This is a genomic window from Flavobacterium niveum, from assembly GCF_055231775.1.
The window spans coordinates 396,245-413,439 of the sequence record NZ_JBUYSX010000002.1 but is presented as its reverse complement, the minus strand read 5'-3'; the positions used below and the strand labels follow the sequence as shown (position 1 = coordinate 413,439).

The 17,195-nt window shown below is 43.0% G+C and carries 15 protein-coding genes; 4 read left to right on the top strand and 11 right to left on the bottom strand.

Annotated features, from left to right (window positions below; all coding sequences use genetic code 11):
* Window positions 1–116: 116 nt before the first annotated feature.
* From ACZIX4_RS07235 to ACZIX4_RS07220, 4 genes are all read right to left on the bottom strand, one after another.
* Window positions 117–2,045, bottom strand: a complete 1,929-nt coding sequence (locus ACZIX4_RS07235) for a T9SS type A sorting domain-containing protein (protein ID WP_463334950.1) — start codon at window positions 2,043–2,045, stop codon at window positions 117–119.
* A gap of 1 nt (window position 2,046) precedes the next feature.
* Complete coding sequence (locus tag ACZIX4_RS07230; protein ID WP_463334949.1) at window positions 2,047–3,393, bottom strand: hypothetical protein; 1,347 nt, start codon at window positions 3,391–3,393, stop codon at window positions 2,047–2,049.
* Window positions 3,394–3,545: 152 nt separating this feature from the next.
* Window positions 3,546–3,827 carry a hypothetical protein gene (locus ACZIX4_RS07225; RefSeq protein WP_463334948.1) on the bottom strand — a complete coding sequence of 94 codons (282 nt, stop codon included), beginning with the start codon at window positions 3,825–3,827 and terminating at the stop codon, window positions 3,546–3,548.
* A 42-nt stretch (window positions 3,828–3,869) separates the two neighbouring features.
* Window positions 3,870–4,400, bottom strand: coding sequence for a YciE/YciF ferroxidase family protein (locus ACZIX4_RS07220; protein ID WP_463334947.1), 531 nt, complete (start codon window positions 4,398–4,400; stop codon window positions 3,870–3,872).
* Between the two features lie 224 nt (window positions 4,401–4,624).
* Here ACZIX4_RS07220 and ACZIX4_RS07215 point away from each other — a divergent pair, with 224 nt between their 5' ends.
* Both ACZIX4_RS07215 and ACZIX4_RS07210 read left to right on the top strand, forming a co-directional pair.
* Window positions 4,625–5,116, top strand: a complete 492-nt coding sequence (locus ACZIX4_RS07215) for a hypothetical protein (protein WP_463334946.1) — start codon at window positions 4,625–4,627, stop codon at window positions 5,114–5,116.
* 208 nt (window positions 5,117–5,324) lie between these two features.
* Window positions 5,325–6,173: a hypothetical protein gene (locus tag ACZIX4_RS07210; RefSeq protein ID WP_463334945.1), complete on the top strand. Its 849-nt coding sequence runs from the start codon at window positions 5,325–5,327 to the stop codon at window positions 6,171–6,173.
* A gap of 177 nt (window positions 6,174–6,350) precedes the next feature.
* On the opposite strand, the gene ACZIX4_RS07205 is transcribed toward ACZIX4_RS07210, so the two are convergent.
* Complete coding sequence (locus ACZIX4_RS07205) at window positions 6,351–6,863, bottom strand: hypothetical protein (protein ID WP_463334944.1); 513 nt, start codon at window positions 6,861–6,863, stop codon at window positions 6,351–6,353.
* Between the two features lie 157 nt (window positions 6,864–7,020).
* On the opposite strand from ACZIX4_RS07205, the gene ACZIX4_RS07200 reads away from it, so the two are divergent.
* Entirely contained in the window at window positions 7,021–9,825 is a 2,805-nt protein-coding gene (locus ACZIX4_RS07200) for a 2-oxoglutarate dehydrogenase E1 component (protein WP_463334943.1), read from the top strand.
* Between the two features lie 48 nt (window positions 9,826–9,873).
* The gene (gene odhB, locus ACZIX4_RS07195; protein ID WP_463334942.1) at window positions 9,874–11,106 is read left to right on the top strand and encodes a 2-oxoglutarate dehydrogenase complex dihydrolipoyllysine-residue succinyltransferase; all 1,233 of its coding nucleotides are present in this window, start codon (window positions 9,874–9,876) and stop codon (window positions 11,104–11,106) included.
* Between the two features lie 54 nt (window positions 11,107–11,160).
* Here odhB and ACZIX4_RS07190 read toward each other — a convergent pair whose 3' ends face one another.
* The 6 genes from ACZIX4_RS07190 to ACZIX4_RS07165 form a co-directional block, all read right to left on the bottom strand.
* The gene (locus ACZIX4_RS07190; protein ID WP_463334941.1) at window positions 11,161–11,904 is read right to left on the bottom strand and encodes an XAC2610-related protein; all 744 of its coding nucleotides are present in this window, start codon (window positions 11,902–11,904) and stop codon (window positions 11,161–11,163) included.
* 72 nt (window positions 11,905–11,976) lie between these two features.
* Window positions 11,977–12,456, bottom strand: coding sequence for a hypothetical protein (locus ACZIX4_RS07185; RefSeq protein ID WP_463334940.1), 480 nt, complete (start codon window positions 12,454–12,456; stop codon window positions 11,977–11,979).
* Between the two features lie 37 nt (window positions 12,457–12,493).
* Window positions 12,494–12,898: a ribonuclease E inhibitor RraB gene (locus ACZIX4_RS07180; RefSeq protein WP_463334939.1), complete on the bottom strand. Its 405-nt coding sequence runs from the start codon at window positions 12,896–12,898 to the stop codon at window positions 12,494–12,496.
* Window positions 12,899–12,954: 56 nt separating this feature from the next.
* Window positions 12,955–14,820, bottom strand: coding sequence for an AAA family ATPase (locus tag ACZIX4_RS07175; RefSeq protein WP_463334938.1), 1,866 nt, complete (start codon window positions 14,818–14,820; stop codon window positions 12,955–12,957).
* Between the two features lie 225 nt (window positions 14,821–15,045).
* Window positions 15,046–16,023, bottom strand: a complete 978-nt coding sequence (locus ACZIX4_RS07170) for a hypothetical protein (RefSeq protein WP_463334937.1) — start codon at window positions 16,021–16,023, stop codon at window positions 15,046–15,048.
* Window positions 16,024–16,097: 74 nt separating this feature from the next.
* Window positions 16,098–17,117: a YncE family protein gene (locus tag ACZIX4_RS07165; RefSeq protein WP_463334936.1), complete on the bottom strand. Its 1,020-nt coding sequence runs from the start codon at window positions 17,115–17,117 to the stop codon at window positions 16,098–16,100.
* Between the last annotated feature and the right edge of the window lie 78 nt (window positions 17,118–17,195).

The following is a 17,195-nucleotide window of genomic DNA, read 5'->3' as shown; positions in this document are numbered from 1 at the left end:
AAATCCCCACGCTTAGCGTGGGGATTTTTTGTTTTTATATACCTTAAAATAAGAGAAACAAAAATCCCTGTTATAATTTATAACAGGGATTGAATAATTGAATATAATAACCTTAGTTACCTTTTCACAATTTTACGAGTGGTTACTACACCATTTGACGTGGTAACAGACACCATATAAATACCTTGTGTTAAGTGCGACAGGTTTATGCTATTTGTACCCGCATTATCTTCTGGTGTATTAGAATACACAAGTTTACCATCTATACCATAAATACCCACCTTTGTAACAGTGAGTCCACCGGCTTCTATTGTAATTTCACTATCTGTCGGATTCGGGTAAATTACAATATCAGCGCCGTTACTGTTTACCTCAACAAGGTCTATCTTTGGTTTTACTTTTGGAAGAACAACCTGCCTTAAGACATAAGTTTCAGGATTTGTACAGCCTAATATGTAAAAACGGCTTTTACTTTCACTAATTGCATCAAACCCATCTTCAAGCAATATATATTCACCTGCATGATATACTGCTTCCGTACTACTACCGGCAATTGTATTTGAAGCTTTTATGCAAACTTTTGATTGAACATAATCTGTACCTGACGAAACATCAGTAGTTATAACCGGGCAATCAACACAATCTGTAACGCAATTGGTAATATCAAGATCCGGCCCTACCAACGAAGAAGTGTATGTAACCGAATAATTATTACCCAGTACTGTGAAATTTGCAGTGACACTATATTCGTACTGCAGGATAGTACTACTTAAATCAGTTTCATCAACTTCAAAATAAAATTGACTGTCAGTTAAATAATCTGCAGAACTACTGGTATAAACCATATTTGTCATACCTGTGCCATATTCATACACATTAAGTACAATGTTATTTAAAGTTCCGTATACAATAGGGTCTGTATTGGTTGTATATGGCAGTGAATAATATCCGCTAACTTTTACTGGCCATGGCATGCATTTGGTATTATCAGCATACAAACGTATTGCACCTACCTTAGGGCTACATCCTCCATTATAATCGCATATATCATCTATATATACTGTACTAAAGAAGTCTTTAACAACAGCATCTGTAACAGTAAACTCCAGTATAGCTTCCTCTCCTTCTTCTAAATCACCTAACGGCAACACTGCACATTGCCAGCCGGTATATACCAAAGGAGCAGTAATAAGTGGATTAGGATCTGCGACATGGTCAAACTGTAAAGTGTTTGCCGCATCAGCATATAAACAAATCTCTTGTACCAATGTGCCATCAGGCAAAATAACACGTGCATTAAAATGAGGTCGCTCATCTATAGCCCCACCAGGGTCATGCCCGAGGAAAGAATATGAAAAACTTATTTCACCAGAGCTTACTATAAATGGCCTCCTCATAGTAGTAACTGTATTATTACCGGCATTGTCATTTAATTTTATGGCGGTAGTACCACTGTTTATCCGTGCCACATCTACCCCAGCTGCTTCAAGCGTTGGGTCAAAGCCATTAGAAACTGTTGTATTATCATCCACAAGTGTAGCAAAACCTGTAAAATCATTAATCGTAGCCGATGGCACAATCGCTGTAGATGGCTGTGTGGCACAATCATATGCAGTAGCAAAAACAGGGTCTGACACAAAGTCGTAATCATCTGTTACACCATCATCAAAACTACCGTTATTGCATATAAAATGAATTTCTTCCTCTTCTACACTATACACTCCGCGAGCGGCTGAATATGTTTGAAAATATAATTTCCTCAACTCAACACGTTTTACTTCGACAATATAATCTTCAATTAAAAGAGAATTATCAGTAGTTTTATTTTTAACACGGAACTTTTTGTTTATCTGTGCTAACTTATCGGTTGTCAAATCATACTTAGACATGTTTTCCGATATAAAAACCTCAATATCTTTTTCAGTCGCCTGTGCTTTGACAATACGTTGCTTTGAAGAACTTAACTGCTCTCTTACCTGAGCAAAAGACTGTAGCCCTAACAATAAAAAAGCAACAAGCAACAATTGCTGTATATGCTTTTTCATATTATTGTTTGTTTAGCAGTTGGTTTACTTTTTCTTTTAGCTCTTCAAGTTCTTTATTTTGCTTCTTCAGTTGCTCTACTTGTTTGTTTAGTTCAATAACATGGAGAGTAAGCTCTTCTATTTTCTCCTGCTGTAGTTTTGCTATTGTTCCAAGCTCTATTCCAGAAGTTGCCACTTCCACTGCCGATGGCATGTTAGGAAGGTGTCCGTTTTTTGTTATATATTTTTCAGTTTCTGAAAGCGGCATCAGGTTATAGCCTTTTTCAAACACATAGTCTGCCCAGGCAGTCCTCACCCTTATTTCTTTAGCCAATATACCACCTTTTACAAAAAGCCTGTAATCAGAAAGGTTAGGAACAACAGTTGTAGTAGCATCAAATGCCCCAAAACCTCCTGATTCATAACCTATACCTACCTGTTTTGCATTAAACTTTAATACCGCCGGATTACTTCCATTAGCAAATTCACCGTAAATAAGCGGGTTTGACGTATCTGAATTTGCAATAAAAAGTTTATTATTTACAGCAGTCTGGCTTTTACCGGCATAGTATCCTAAAAAAACATTATTCGACCCTGTTAAATCTTGTCCTGCCCTACAGCCAAGCAAAACATTGCCGTTTCCGGCATTCTGACCTGTATTATTTCCTACAAAAACATTTTGCTTGGCAGCCGTTGATATTGCCCCGGCTGATGTACCTACCATAGTATTCTCAATACTTGTTGTAAGTGTAATATAGCGGCCTGCATATGTTCCGATATAAATATTCCCAGTAGCAAGGTTATTTTGTCCGGCACAAGTTCCAAAGAATGATGATTGTGATGCCGAACTCGGATTTGCCGCACTGGCCTGGCCTGCTAAAAACCCAACAATTGTATTATAATTGTTACCACCGGCATATTGACCCGCAGCATAACCTACAAAAACATTATATGAAGCGGTGGCATTTTGTCCGGCTAAAGCTCCTATTGAAGTATTTTGTGATGCAGTACTGGATTGGCCCGCCTGTAATCCTAAAAAAGTATTAGAGCCTCCCAGGATATTATTTTCTCCGGCAGCAGAGCCTATAAATGTATTACCTCCCGCAGTCGTATGGTTTTGCCCGGCATGGTATCCTACAAATGTACATGATCCAGCCGCTTCATTTTCTTTGCCAGCTTGGTATCCTACAAATACATTGGCAATTCCTGTATTATTAACATCTGAACCAGCATAAGAACCAACAAAAACATTATTAGTTCCATAAGTTCCAGCAGGATTTGTTCCTGTAGTAGGTAATGATGTCGTTTGTGCATACAATGCCCCACCCGCCGCAAAAAATACGGCAGCAAAAAGAAGTTTTGCTTTCATAAAAATTAGATTTTGTTTAGATTGATTGTAAAAATTTACCTATCAAATCTAATTCTTTTTTTTAACAAAAAAAGTTAAATATTAGTTAACAAAAAAAGACATTGCCTTAATAAACAATGTCTTTTTCGTTAATTTTAAGATTTTAGGTTTTTTTACATAAAGCCATCAGGGTCCGGCGCGGTATCGGTACGCACTATATTACGGCCCTCGCGTACCGGCGATTGTTTTACGCTTACTATACGCGTTTCACTTTCATTTTCTATCTGCTGCGCATCTACTTTTTTAGCCGCCCTCGGGAAACTGGCCAGCTCCTCTGGGTTTACTAATGCCGGATCTTCATAGGGCAATGTAGTATCAGGCGCCATATGCCTTATTTCCTGAAGCCTTTCCATTTCATCTTCGTGGGTATACACCCTTTTATCATTCGTTTCCATAACTGTATTTATTTAGGTTAAACTAATTACTTAGATTATTTTTTATACTTCCTTATCGGCAGCTTCTATATTTATGTGCGACTCGGCAATACCCGTAAGCAGCAAGTCGGCGCCCTTTTCATCCTGCAGGGTAAGTTCCAGCAGTATTACGGCTTCCTCCTCGCGCAATGCCAGCGCAAAGGCACGCATGGTGCCGTAACTGGCTATTTCATAATGCTTAAACTTTTGCAGCAGCCCTATAATACCGGCATCGCGTACCACACCCTGGCGGGTACTGCGTATAAATTCTTCGGTTTCCTCTACCAGGCATTGCAGCGCATTGTAAGGCAGCTGCTCGGGTATTATACCGGTAGACACAAACACGTCGCTTAGCCGGTGTATGTGTGTAGCCGTATCGGCCAGGTGCTTATCCAGTATTTTCTCCAGGTCGCGGCTGGATGATTGCATAATAATCCCTTTCAGCAGGTTTTCTGTAATATGTTCTGTCCAGTACAGTTCCTTCAGCTGCTTTTCAAAAAGGCTGCGTAGTTCTCCCGTTTCATTACCCTCGTATTTTTCTACTACCGAATGCATAATTATATGAGTTTGGCAGTCAGGAAATATCTGCTTGCCCGTTTATAATCATAAAGTTAGCCCGCACCTTTGGCAATGCCTATGCAATTAACGCAGGGTTAACAGCCAATAAAATCCTAAAGCAAACCATTGGACGTACAAAACGCACTATTTAACGTTTTTTTAAGGATTTACCAAAAAAGTATATTCCGCATTTTTACATTTACAAAAATAAAGCCCTTAAAATGAAGAAAATACTGACATTGATGATGATTGCCGGACTAATGGCTGCCTGTTCTACAGACGAAGACACAATTAACGACAACACTGCACTAACAGCTAAGGAAACCGATGCCACCGTAATGAAAGATGGCCAGCTTATTAACGAATGCTTTAGCAACCTTACCGCTTATTACAGTAATACCGGTTCTTTTGAATACCCGGTGTGGACGTTTACCGCTAATATACCTGCGGGTGCAGGCCGCACAAGCGGTTACAGCGTACAGCTTGAAATACAGGCTACCGACTGCGAAGATATAACCGTAGGATACGGAAGCATAACATCGTACCCCGGCGGCACGTTTTATGACGCATCTAACAACCTGCCTTTTGTAACAAAGCCACAATCGCAATTACCTGCCTGCTACCGCTGGAGGCTACGCATAACCGGCCCGGGTGAAACTAAAAACAGCAGCTGCATGCAGGTAACCCAGTGGTATGATATGCCGCTGGCATAAGTACCCGCTGCCTTTAATCGGTAAAATACGCCTATAGGCGATTATAAAGGCAAACTATTGTAATTATACCGGCATAATGCTTAACTTTAAGTTGCCAAAACGCGTAAGGTTGCATCCTTACAAAAAATATTTTGATTATTCCGCCGCACAGGTTTCAGCCTGTGCGGCTTTTTTGTTGGTTTACCCGCTTTTAACTACCTTTATGGCTATGAAGAAATTATTGCCTGGTGCCTGCATACTGCTTGCCGCCGCCATTACCTGCTGTGCCGATAAAAAAACTGATTCCCCAAAAATAGATATACAGGAAATAGCCACCCTGCACCTTAAAGAGGTATCGGGGCTGGAATATGTAAACGGCACCCTGTGGGCGCACGAAGACAGCGGTAACGATGCTTCGTTATACATTATTGACCAAAAAACAGGCAAGCATACCGAAGTACCGGTAACCAATGCCAAAAACCACGACTGGGAAGACATTACAAGCGACCCGCAGGGCAACCTGTACCTGGGCGATTTTGGCAATAATGAAAACGACCGTACTAACCTGGCTATTTATACCCTTGGCAAACCCGGAAAGGATGTAGCCGTTACTGCTACTACTGCTTTTAGCTACCCGGATCAGAAGGATTTCCCGGCGAAGAAGAAAGACCGCAACTTCGACTGCGAGGCATTTTTTGAGTATAAAGGCAGCTTTTACCTGTTTAGCAAAAACCGCTGTGTACCTGCCGACGATATTGTCATGGTACGCAAAGTAACCAAACAGGGCAAAATCACCACGTTAGGCAGCTTTAGCACCTGCGATAATTTCCGTAAATGTGCCATAGCGGGTGCCGACATTAGCCCCGACGGCAAAACCGTAGCCCTGATAAGCGGCGCCAAACTGTGGTTGATTACAGGTTATAAAGGCGATGATTTTACCCATGGCAACATACAATCCTACGATTTAGGAAAGACTACACAAAAAGAAGCTATTTGCTTTACGGATAATAAAACCCTGCTGGTAGCCGACGAAAAAGACAAAAAAGACGGCGGCAAGCTATACCGTATACGGTTGTAGGTTATTTGGCGATGCGGTTATTCGGAACACCGATGACACTGATTTAGTGGATTTTCACTGATTCTATTAGAATATTACCTGCCTGTAACCTGTGCACATCTGTAAAATCAGTGTCATCAGTGTTCCCTTTCGGTTACTTCCGAATTAACGAATAACCGCATCACCGGATAACCTTCGCTAAAAATACACCCTTACAAACGGCATCAGTGCATCGCCGTATATAAAATCATTTTCATGGTACAGCACATTGTAACGCAGGCCTATGGTAACACCGTCTGAACTGTAGCCCAGCCCCAAAAACAAACCGGTGTTCCAGAAGTTTCGCTTGTTGTTTGCATCAGTAATACCCGGCGGGTACACCCCGTTATTATTGAGGTAAAAGCTTTGGTTTATATGCAGTTGCTGCACCTCTGCAGAAAGCTGTATTTCCGGTATCGGGTTGCCCAGCACAATTACAGAACCGCCGTACATGGCATTCCTGTACCAGTCGCGCTGGTAGGTATAGCTGCCCTGGAGTGATGACCCCGCGGCTATGTATTGGTTAAACCAGTAAACAGCCCCCGGCGAAAGATTTACATCGATATAGCCGCTACCGAAACCTACACCCAAACCACCACCAAATTGCACTTTGTCCCAAAATGCATTATCCTGTGCAGTTGCCGTGCTAAAATGTAAACATAATGTAAACACAGCTGTTAATTTTGTTAAAAAAATGAAAAAGCTTTGACGCATTTTGGCAACATGGTATTATCAGAGGGCATAAATGTATAAAAAACGTTGAAAGATTATTAGAAATAGTGTACTTTTGCATAAATTTTTTATAACGCACCGTCACAAACACATAAGTATGGACAGGTTTTCCTTTTTAAATGCAGCAAATACTGCATTTTTCGCTGATTTATACGATCAATATATTGAGAACCCCGACAGCATAGAGCCTTCTTGGAGGGCTTTTTTCCAGGGTTTTGACTTCGCAGCAGCCGATTACGGTTCTGGCGCTACAGAAGTAGTTGCCGCTGCACCCACTGCTACAACTACAGCTGCACCCGCAGCTGCCCCAACAGCCGACTATTCAGGCATCCCTGAAAAGCTTCAGAAAGAATTTAAGGTACTTAACCTCATAGAGGGCTACCGTACCCGCGGCCACCTGTTTACCAAAACAAACCCGGTACGCGAGCGCCGTACGTTTACCCCTACGCTGGACCTTGAAAACTTCGGGCTTAGCAGCGCCGACCTTAACACGGTTTTTGACGCCGCCAAGGAAATTGGCCTTCAGCCTTCTACCCTTAGCGACATTGTAAGCTACCTGCAAAGCATTTACTGCGGCCACATCGGTATCGAGTACATGTACATCCGCGACCCTGAGGTACGCAAATGGATACAGGACAAGCTCGCCGTGAACAGCAACCAGCCCTCTTTTGCCGCTGAGCAGAAGAAGCGCATCCTTGAAAAACTTAACGAGGCGGTTTCTTTCGAGAACTTCCTTCACACAAAATACGTAGGCCAGAAACGTTTCTCGCTTGAAGGCGGCGAAACGCTTATCCCTGCGCTTGATTTCCTTATAGAAGCCGCTGCCGATAAAGGCGTGGAGCAGTTTGTTATGGGTATGGCACACCGTGGCCGCCTTAACGTACTTGCTAACGTGTTCGGTAAGAAAACGGCTGATATCTTCAGCGAGTTTGACGGTAAAGACTATGACGACGATGCCCTTTTTGACGGTGACGTAAAATACCACCTTGGCCTTACTGCCGACAAAAAGACCCAAAGCGGCAAAAGCATCAACGTGAACCTTGCCCCTAACCCGAGCCACCTTGAAACCGTAGGTGCGGTAATAGAAGGTATAGCCCGTGCCAAACAGGACAGGCATTATGCCGATGATTTCCGTAAGGTGCTTCCTATTGCCCTGCACGGTGACGCTGCTGTTGCAGGCCAGGGTATTGTATACGAAATTGTACAGATGGCTAAGCTGGACGGTTATAAGACCGGCGGTACCATCCACGTAGTAATAAACAACCAGGTAGGCTTTACCACCAACTACCTTGATGCACGTTCGTCTACCTACTGTACCGATGTGGCTAAAGTTACCCTTTCACCGGTACTGCACGTAAATGCTGACGATGCCGAGGCAGTGGTACACGCTACGCTTTTCGCACTTGAGTACAGGATGGAGTTTGGCACTGACGTGTTTATCGACCTACTGGGTTACCGTAAATACGGCCACAACGAAGGTGATGAGCCGCGCTTTACACAGCCTAAGCTTTATAAAATCATTGCCAAGCACAAAAACCCACGCGACCAATATGCAGAAGTGCTTATAAACGCAGGTGTTATAGGCAACGACTTTGTAAGCGGCCTTGAAAAGCAGTACAAAGAAAACCTTGAAGAAAACCTTGAGGCTTCGCGTAAGCGCGACCTTACCATTATAACCCCGTTCATGCAAAATGAGTGGGAAGGCTACAATCAGGCCGACGAGCAGAAAATGCTTGAAACTGCCGACACTACTTTCGACAAGGCAAAACTTGACGAAATAGCCAAAACCATTACTGAGCTTCCGGCGGATAAAAAGTTCATCAGCAAAATACAAAAGCTGATAAACGACCGTAAGAACATGTACTTTGAAACCGATAAGCTGGACTGGGCCATGGGTGAGCTTCTTGCTTACGGTTCTCTACTTACTGAAGGTTTTGATGTACGCATCAGCGGGCAGGACGTAGAGAGGGGTACATTCTCTCACCGTCACGCTGTAGTGAAGGCGGAGGAAAGCGAAGAAAAAGTAACCCTGCTGAACCAGCTGAAAGACCAGAACGGTAAATTCTACATTTACAACTCGCTGCTTTCAGAATACGGTGTGCTTGGTTTTGAATACGGTTATGCCCTTGCCAGCCCTAAAACGCTTAACATTTGGGAAGCGCAGTTTGGCGACTTCGGTAACGGTGCCCAGATTATGATAGACCAGTACATTAGTGCTGCCGAAGATAAATGGAACAACCAGAACGGTATTGTGATGCTACTTCCACACGGTTACGAAGGCCAGGGCGCAGAGCACAGCAGCGCCCGTATGGAGCGTTTCCTACAGATGTGTGCTAACCACAACATGTATGTGGCAGACGTAACTACTCCGGCTAACTTCTTCCACCTACTTAGGAGGCAGCTTAAAACGGATTACCGCAAGCCGCTTGTAGTATTTACCCCTAAGAGTTTGCTACGCCACCCGTCGGTAGTTTCTTCTGCTAACGAGCTTGCCACAGGCAGCTTCCAGGAAGTACTGGACGACCCTATTGCTGATGCTGCAAAAGTAAAAACACTGGTATTCTGTACCGGTAAGTTCTACTACGACCTTGTGGCCGAACGCGAAAAACTGGGCCGTGACGATGTGGCTTTTGTACGCCTGGAGCAATTGTTCCCGCTGCCTACAGAGCAAATCAAGGAAGTACTTGCCAAATATACCAATGCCGACGACTACGTGTGGGCGCAGGAAGAACCACGCAACATGGGTGCTTACGGCTACATGCTGATGAACTTTACCGAAGTGAAGTTCCGTGTGGCATCGCTTAAAGCATACAGCGCGCCTGCGGCAGGTAGTTCTACCCGTGCCAAAAAACGCCACGCTGCGGCTATCGCCATGGTTTTTGACAAGAACCTATTCAATTAATACGTACATTTGATTTTCAGAATAAAACACTCATAAAATTATACTGACATGATTTTAGAAATGAAAGTTCCCTCGCCGGGGGAATCGATTACCGAAGTAGAAATAGCTACATGGCTTGTAAAGGATGGTGACTATGTAGAAAAAGACCAGGCCATAGCCGAAGTAGATTCAGATAAAGCAACCCTGGAGCTTCCTGCCGAAGCTGCGGGTATCATTACCCTTAAGGCAGAAGAAGGCGACGCTGTAAAAGTGGGCCAGGTTGTATGCCTTATAGACACCGGTGCTGCTAAACCGGAAGTTGGCGCTGCCCCTAAAGCAGAAGAAAAGAAAGAAGAGCCTAAGAAAGAAGAACCGAAAGCTGCTGCTCCTGCACCGGCTCCGGCTGCCCCTGCTGCTACTTACGCTACAGGTGCCCCTTCTCCGGCGGCTAAAAAAATACTTGATGAAAAAGCCATAGACCCTGCTACTGTAACCGGTACCGGTAAAGGCGGACGCATAACCAAAGACGACGCCGTAAACGCTAAAGCCAGTATGGGTACCCCTACAGGCGGTAACCGTGGCAGCGAGCGCACTAAACTAAGCATGCTACGCCGTAAGGTGGCAGAGCGCCTTGTTTCGGCTAAGAACGAAACGGCTATGCTTACTACCTTTAACGAGGTAAACATGACGCCTATAAACACCATCCGTAACGAGTACAAGGATGCGTTTAAGGCAAAACACGGCGGACTTGGCCTTGGCTATATGTCGTTCTTTACAAAGGCAGTAACCCGCGCGCTGCAACTGTTCCCGGATGTTAACTCTATGATAGACGGTGATTTTAAAACATCGTTTGACTTTGCCGATATTTCTATCGCAGTATCGGGCCCTAAAGGCCTTATGGTACCGGTAGTGCGCAATGCAGAAACACTTTCTTTCCGTGGTATTGAGGCCGAAATTAAGCGCCTTGCGCTTCGTGCCCGTGACGGACAGATTACTGTAGACGATATGACCGGTGGTACCTTTACCATTACTAACGGTGGTGTATTCGGCAGTATGCTTTCTACACCTATTATTAACCCTCCACAGAGCGGTATCCTTGGTATGCACAACATTATAGAGCGCCCTATTGCCGTAAACGGTAAAGTGGAAATACACCCTATGATGTACGTGGCGCTTTCTTACGACCACCGTATCATCGACGGCCGTGAATCTGTAGGTTTCCTTGTAGCCGTTAAAGAAGGCCTTGAAAACCCTGCTGAGCTTCTTATGGACAACAACCCTAAGAAAGCCCTTGAACTATAGTATATATTAGTCAGTATATATAAAAACCGCTCCTGAAAAGGGGCGGTTTTTTTGTTACTTGTAGTATTGATTTACAGAAACCGTATCAATCAGTTTCCAGTTTTGGGCATAATGCTCAATTATAGCATCAATCTCTTTTTGGGTATATGGGGGAAGGCTGGCTTCCTTGCCATCTTTTGTAAGGGTTGCGGTTTTGCCATACGGATAGTTCTCTATAGCATACTCTGATGTTTTTATGAGGCTGTCTTTTTCCCATTTATAATTGCCTATTCTCATAGATTCAAAAGCACAGCAGGCGGTATAACCCTGTATGACATTATGCTTAGTAAGTAGCATAGGAGTGCCTATTTCTCCAAATTCGGGAATATACTTAAAAGTGTTTACTTTGTTTAGCCATAGGCTAAACGACATAATAGCGGTGCCGTTAGATACCATACTTACTGCACCAATATCATTAATACCATCAAAATTATAATCGGCAATGTAAACCAAATCGGGTCTGAGAAAGTCTGTGTTTTGCTGATTATATGTCTTTATCCACTTATCATCCTTTAGTTCATATACAGATAAATCCGTGATAGAGTCGGTATGGATAACAAGTGCCTGCTGTTTGTTTTTGTTGAGAAATCTCCCAATCCTGATATAGCCAAAATCAGAAGTATCAGTAAAATCATCCGACAGTTTTTCCGCAAGCATTTTATCCGAAAAATACTGCTCGGCTTTAGAAAGGGGCTTTGCTTTTTGGCAACTGCAGACCACTATTGTAAACAACACTGACATGATTACTGTTTTATACATAGCGCATTTTTTGTTGGTTTATTTTTGGGTCTTAAAATGAGAAGGAACAAATACTATTCAAAAATAAAATTATCACTCCCCTAATCTATAAATCCTTGAATAGTTTTCAAATTCAGTTCCTTTCAGATTTTGGTCTATAACTTGTTTTGCAATATCAAAATCAACCACAACACAACCGACTTCCATCGTACTGCTACCAATACTCCCACCATCTACATGCCCCAAACCTGTCCAGCCCAAAAGTTCATTTAGACGATTCTCCAGGCGATGCCGTTTATCAAGATCTTCTTCTGTGCCGAACCCGTCAACGACGTACTCTATTTCTAAAAACACCAAATTATCTTCGTCTAATTCGGCATATCCCTCATTAACCTTCAAGTCCACTTCTTTTTGGACTATTTTTCTGAAGTTGGAGAAAAAACTACCTTTTATTTGTTTATGCTCGCCACGTTGTCCGACAACTCCCCAATGTATTACAGCTGATTTATCATCGCTATCCCATGTTTCCCAATAATGCAATTGTCCATCAATTAGTTTGTAAAGTTTAAGCATAAAAATATAGTAGGGTTACTTGGTTAAAGACTAATTTTTACTCTTGCTCCGGCGTAGTACCCCAGCCGTCAAATTCGCAATCATGTTTAAAACCAAGGTCGCACATCTTGTTTACCCAATCTGCTACAGTATTATCAGCCAAGGGCATTTTGGTCGTCCAACCGTTTACAAGATACTCCCTGCTGCTACCGGCAGATTTACCATGGTTCACCTCATACCCCAAAGCAGCAAGAGAAACCGAAAGCGCCTGTGCCTTTTCGGCAGTATCAGTGTAAAAGAAAAATTCCAGTTTAAGTTCCCTTTCGGCAGTAACATTCAGTTTACGTAATTGCCCAAGTGTTTCTGGAGCCAGTTGAACTTGCATTTTCTTATTACTGCTAAATGCGTTTTCGGTTACAAAAGGCTTATTAGTTTTTGGCTTTAAAAAGTCGAATATTCCCATATTGGCAGGTTTGATATTAAAGATACAAAAGCGCCCTATTATGGGGCGCTTTTGTATTAATTCGTTGTAATGTCATTTTCGGTAATGGTAACCAGCAGCTCTCGGGTAATTTTTGGTTCGCGTGCTATGCGGTTTGCCTGCTCTTCCATAGTTTTCTCGAAGATGTTTCGTGCAAAACGCCCGTTGCCAAACGAGTTATCCCTATTGGTGTATGCCTCGGCAAACACTGTATTTAATTTAGTGACAGCACCCGGAGTAAGTTGATATTCCAGCTTCTTGGACTGGCTTTCAAAAATTTTAAACAACTCTTCGGGAGTGTAATCCGGGAACTCTATGTAACGGTTAAATCTTGATTCAAACCCGGGATTTGTATCTATAAAGTTAGCCATTTCCTTAGTATACCCTGCCAATATTATCACCAGTTTATCACGGTCATCCTCCATACGTTTTATAATGGCAGCTACCGCTTCTTTACCGTAGTCATCGTTGTTTTCTCCTACCAGCGAATACGCTTCATCTATAAACAGCACACCGTTTATAGCGGTATTTATGGTACGGTTTACCTTAGGCGCGGTTTGCCCTGCATATTCTCCTATTAAACCAGATCTGTCTGTTTCTACAAGTTGGCCATCGGTAAGTATACCCAAATGCTTGTATATTTTTGCTACTATACGTGCTACCGTGGTTTTGCCTGTGCCGGGGTTACCTGTAAAAACAATATGATAAGATACAGAAGATGATTTTAACCCCGATTCTTCCCTGGCTTTTTGCACCTTAATGAAGTTAACCAGGGTATTTATTTCTTCTTTTACATCGCTTAAGCCTATAAGGCTGTTAAGTTCTGCCAAAACCTCATCGAGTGATTCATTGTCAGTGGCTTTAGAAACATGCAACGTTTCATTCTCCTGGCCGGGTATGGGATTATTTATCATATGGTAAATTTCTTTAAGCGTATTTTCTTCGGTTTGGGTTACAATGGTGTCTGCCTTAGAAATAATAGTTGCAAACCTGTATAATGCTGTCGCATATTCTTCAAAAACGTTACTCTCACCAAGTTTAAGTAAAATGGTAAGCCCCAGGTCTGTAGTTGTTTCAAGATCACTTACACTATTATCACTGTTCTTTTCCTGAAGGCTAATGCCCAGCATACCCTTTTCTTTTCCGTTATCTATAAAATTTTGGGCAAGCGGTTTATAGATTCCATTTTTAAAACCTTTTTTTACCACCCCAAAGTCAGAATCCAGCGAAATAGACTGCGGAAAATCTGCCCCGATTCCGGTTACGGCTTCTCCTACCAGTGCAATGCCGGTTGCTTCCAGGCTGCCATAATCTATGTTACCCCCTTTTACAAACAAGGCTACTTTGGCAAGTTCCTGGTTTATTACCAGCTTTACCATGTTTCGCACTGTAATTTTCCCTTCTAATGATGGTTCTAACTGCTCATTTATTCCGGTATCATTACTTACTTTATCAGCCACTTTACATATGTAAGCGGCATATTCTTTCAGTAATAAATAATATTCATTGGTAAACCCCGAATCAGTATCTTCTTCCTCTTGGTTGTCGTCGTTTTCTTCTACATTATTATGGGCAATATTGTTATCTGCCTCCCTGAAAGCACGCCTTAAAGCACTTTCTTCACCGGAAGTCCGGTTTGTAGTCTCCTGATTATGTATCTCCGGCGAATCGGTTGTAAAATGTGACACTGCCCCTTTATTGTATTTTTTATCAAAATCTTCCTGAGACATAAACAAAAAAACAAAAACATCTATAACCGATATTACCAGCGGTATAAAAGTCCAACAGAAAATAAGGGATAATAAAGCCTTTGTTTTATCTCCCAGATAAAAACGATGCCCACCAACAGCGCCAAGGAAGAATGCAAATAAGATGGTAGTAGTTTTTGATTTTGGTGTATTCATTAAAGAAAAATGTTGGTTACAGAGGGGCTAAAATAAGGTATATTTTATTGTTTAAAAACCTCTTTAAAAAAAATAGTAAAAATTTTGCCTCAGGTATTAACCCTAAAAAAGAGTGCTTTACTTTACAAGGTTGATATTTCTGCATTAACAAGCTTAGCACCACGAATAAATATAAAAAAACCGCCCCTATTCAGGAGCGGTTTGTATCATCAGGGCAAAAAAATATTAAGGCAACGCATTAATAGCATCTACAACTTCCGTTTCAGTGGCCGTAATAAATTCTTCGGGGGTAAACGTATAAGACGCATCTTCTGGCAGTGTTACCGATTTTATGGCATATATCCAGCCGCCACTACCGTCGCCCGTAACAAAAATAAGGTGGCATTGCAGCCCTACAGGATATTCACCCGAAAGGTTGCCCAGCGTATTCGGCGTATTTACCAATGCTATAAAAACGTTACTGTTTGCACCATTGTAGCCTTCGGGCACTATAATTTCAACATCCGTCTTGGAGCCTTCAAAACCATAAAACTTATCGCAGTTAAACCACCCGAAACCGTCAAGATAAGCATTAAAAGATTCTTCGTCCTGCCCCTGCTCGGTGCCTACCCAAAAATCGTTATACTGCTGCTCCCACACCACATTACCAGCAGCATCTACAGTACCCATCCAGGGCAGCATACCGGGCACCGTGCCACCGGTAAGGCTCGTAGGTATGCTAACGCTCAGGCCACAATTGGTGTCAAGCTGCTGGCCGTTTTGGGTAACGTTGATGTACACCTCACCTCCCGACAGCAGCAGGGATGTATCGCCATTTGGCAAAAGGCCCATAGTGGTTTTATTGGTAACCACCATGTTGCCACGGTCAAAAAGTTCCACATAGTCAACGGTCACGTCGCCGGTTACGGGGCTGCCGTTAAGGGTAAAGCAATTTGTAGAAAGCCATACCGTAACGCCTTTTTGCGACGTAAAGCTTGTCCAGGCGGCATCAGTACTTACGGTAAAATGCTGGGTAGCATGCTCTATGGCCTGTACTTTTACATTAGCGAACTCCTGTGCTGTGGGGGGAGTAAATGTGGGGGCTTCCGGCTGCGTGGGAATGGTTACACTATGGCCGGGCAGGCCAATTTCTTCGGTAGGGCCGCAGGAAACAAACAGGCTCAAAGAAACGGAAGCTAACAGAAAAAGGTATCTCTTTTCCATACATTGATTTTAATTGGTTTCCCAATGAAACAATGTTATGGTTTAAAACCCTACCACGCATGTGGTTATTTCCCCTACTCCACCACCACATCGGTAACCCCGTCAGGCCTTCCGATATCCAGCCTTTTAATTTCTTTCCTTGTTTTCAGGTCAATGACAACCACGGCATTGTCGGGCGTACACGATACAAACATACGGTTGTCTTTGTCAATGTAAATACCCGCGCCTTTGCCTATGTTCACCTGTTTTTCCAGCTTTCGGGATTGCAGGTTGTAAAACAGTAAATCACCTGTTTTAACGCTTACAATACACACGGTTTTACCATCTGGCGTCATCTTCAGGCGGTGCAGGCCGGGTACGTTTGAGTTAATGTCAGCCTTCACTGCTTTCTTTTCAAGGTCAACAATAACAATATGCCCATCAGGGCGGGCTGTCCACAACTCTTTGCCGTCGGGCGATACATCAAAACCTTCAGCACCGAAGCCCACGTTTATCAGTGTCTGCCTCCACTCTACCCTGGGTTTGGCGTTAGCAGGCAACACACCCGTAGGCGGCATATAGGGCGGTATTTCTTTCTTCTCGTAAATGCTTACCGTACCCGATTCTACATTAGTGGTATAAAAACGGTTGCCGTCGGGCGTGAGGTGTATCAAGTGGGTAAAGTCCTGTCCCGTGCCGTAAATATCGGTTACTTTATCCTGCTTTATATCGTATACGGCTACCGCTTTAGAACCCTGTGCGGTAAACCACAGCCTGCCGTCACGGTACACCAGCCCATGCGGAATGTAAAATGGACGGGTATCTACTACCTTTTCAGGCTTCAGGGTTTTCAGGTTTATGATGTCTATTTCGTGCCCGTTACTGTTCATCATAGGCACCGAAATGTAAGCGTAGTGCCCGTCGGGGCTGGTAACAATTTCATGAGGGTCATCGCCTACTGATATGCGGGCTATGGTATCGAGCGTTTTATAGTCCAGCACTATAAGCTTATGTTCGGTTTTGGATAGTACCAGCAGGTAGTGTTTGGGTTGGGCTATGGCAATGCTGTGGGCCATTATAAAAAAGGCAACCAGCAAATGTTTAAGGTATTTCATAATATAGCAGTAGCCCCGCATTTACGGGGCTACTGTATGATTAAAATTACAGCCGTAGGTTTAAACGGTACTGCAATA

Excerpts from the sequence above, each read along its gene's own strand:
- ACZIX4_RS07175 (WP_463334938.1), bottom strand. The coding sequence starts at position 14,820 with ATGAATACACCAAAATCAAAAACTACTACCATCTTATTTGCATTCTTC.
- ACZIX4_RS07170 (WP_463334937.1), bottom strand. The coding sequence starts at position 16,023 with ATGGAAAAGAGATACCTTTTTCTGTTAGCTTCCGTTTCTTTGAGCCTG.
- ACZIX4_RS07165 (WP_463334936.1), bottom strand. The coding sequence starts at position 17,117 with ATGAAATACCTTAAACATTTGCTGGTTGCCTTTTTTATAATGGCCCAC.
- ACZIX4_RS07215 (WP_463334946.1), top strand. The coding sequence starts at position 4,625 with ATGAAGAAAATACTGACATTGATGATGATTGCCGGACTAATGGCTGCC.
- ACZIX4_RS07235 (WP_463334950.1), bottom strand. The coding sequence starts at position 2,045 with ATGAAAAAGCATATACAGCAATTGTTGCTTGTTGCTTTTTTATTGTTA.
- ACZIX4_RS07200 (WP_463334943.1), top strand. The coding sequence starts at position 7,021 with ATGGACAGGTTTTCCTTTTTAAATGCAGCAAATACTGCATTTTTCGCT.
- ACZIX4_RS07210 (WP_463334945.1), top strand. The coding sequence starts at position 5,325 with ATGAAGAAATTATTGCCTGGTGCCTGCATACTGCTTGCCGCCGCCATT.
- ACZIX4_RS07220 (WP_463334947.1), bottom strand. The coding sequence starts at position 4,400 with ATGCATTCGGTAGTAGAAAAATACGAGGGTAATGAAACGGGAGAACTA.
- ACZIX4_RS07185 (WP_463334940.1), bottom strand. The coding sequence starts at position 12,456 with ATGCTTAAACTTTACAAACTAATTGATGGACAATTGCATTATTGGGAA.
- ACZIX4_RS07190 (WP_463334941.1), bottom strand. The coding sequence starts at position 11,904 with ATGTATAAAACAGTAATCATGTCAGTGTTGTTTACAATAGTGGTCTGC.
- ACZIX4_RS07225 (WP_463334948.1), bottom strand. The coding sequence starts at position 3,827 with ATGGAAACGAATGATAAAAGGGTGTATACCCACGAAGATGAAATGGAA.
- ACZIX4_RS07180 (WP_463334939.1), bottom strand. The coding sequence starts at position 12,898 with ATGGGAATATTCGACTTTTTAAAGCCAAAAACTAATAAGCCTTTTGTA.
- odhB (WP_463334942.1), top strand. The coding sequence starts at position 9,874 with ATGATTTTAGAAATGAAAGTTCCCTCGCCGGGGGAATCGATTACCGAA.
- ACZIX4_RS07230 (WP_463334949.1), bottom strand. The coding sequence starts at position 3,393 with ATGAAAGCAAAACTTCTTTTTGCTGCCGTATTTTTTGCGGCGGGTGGG.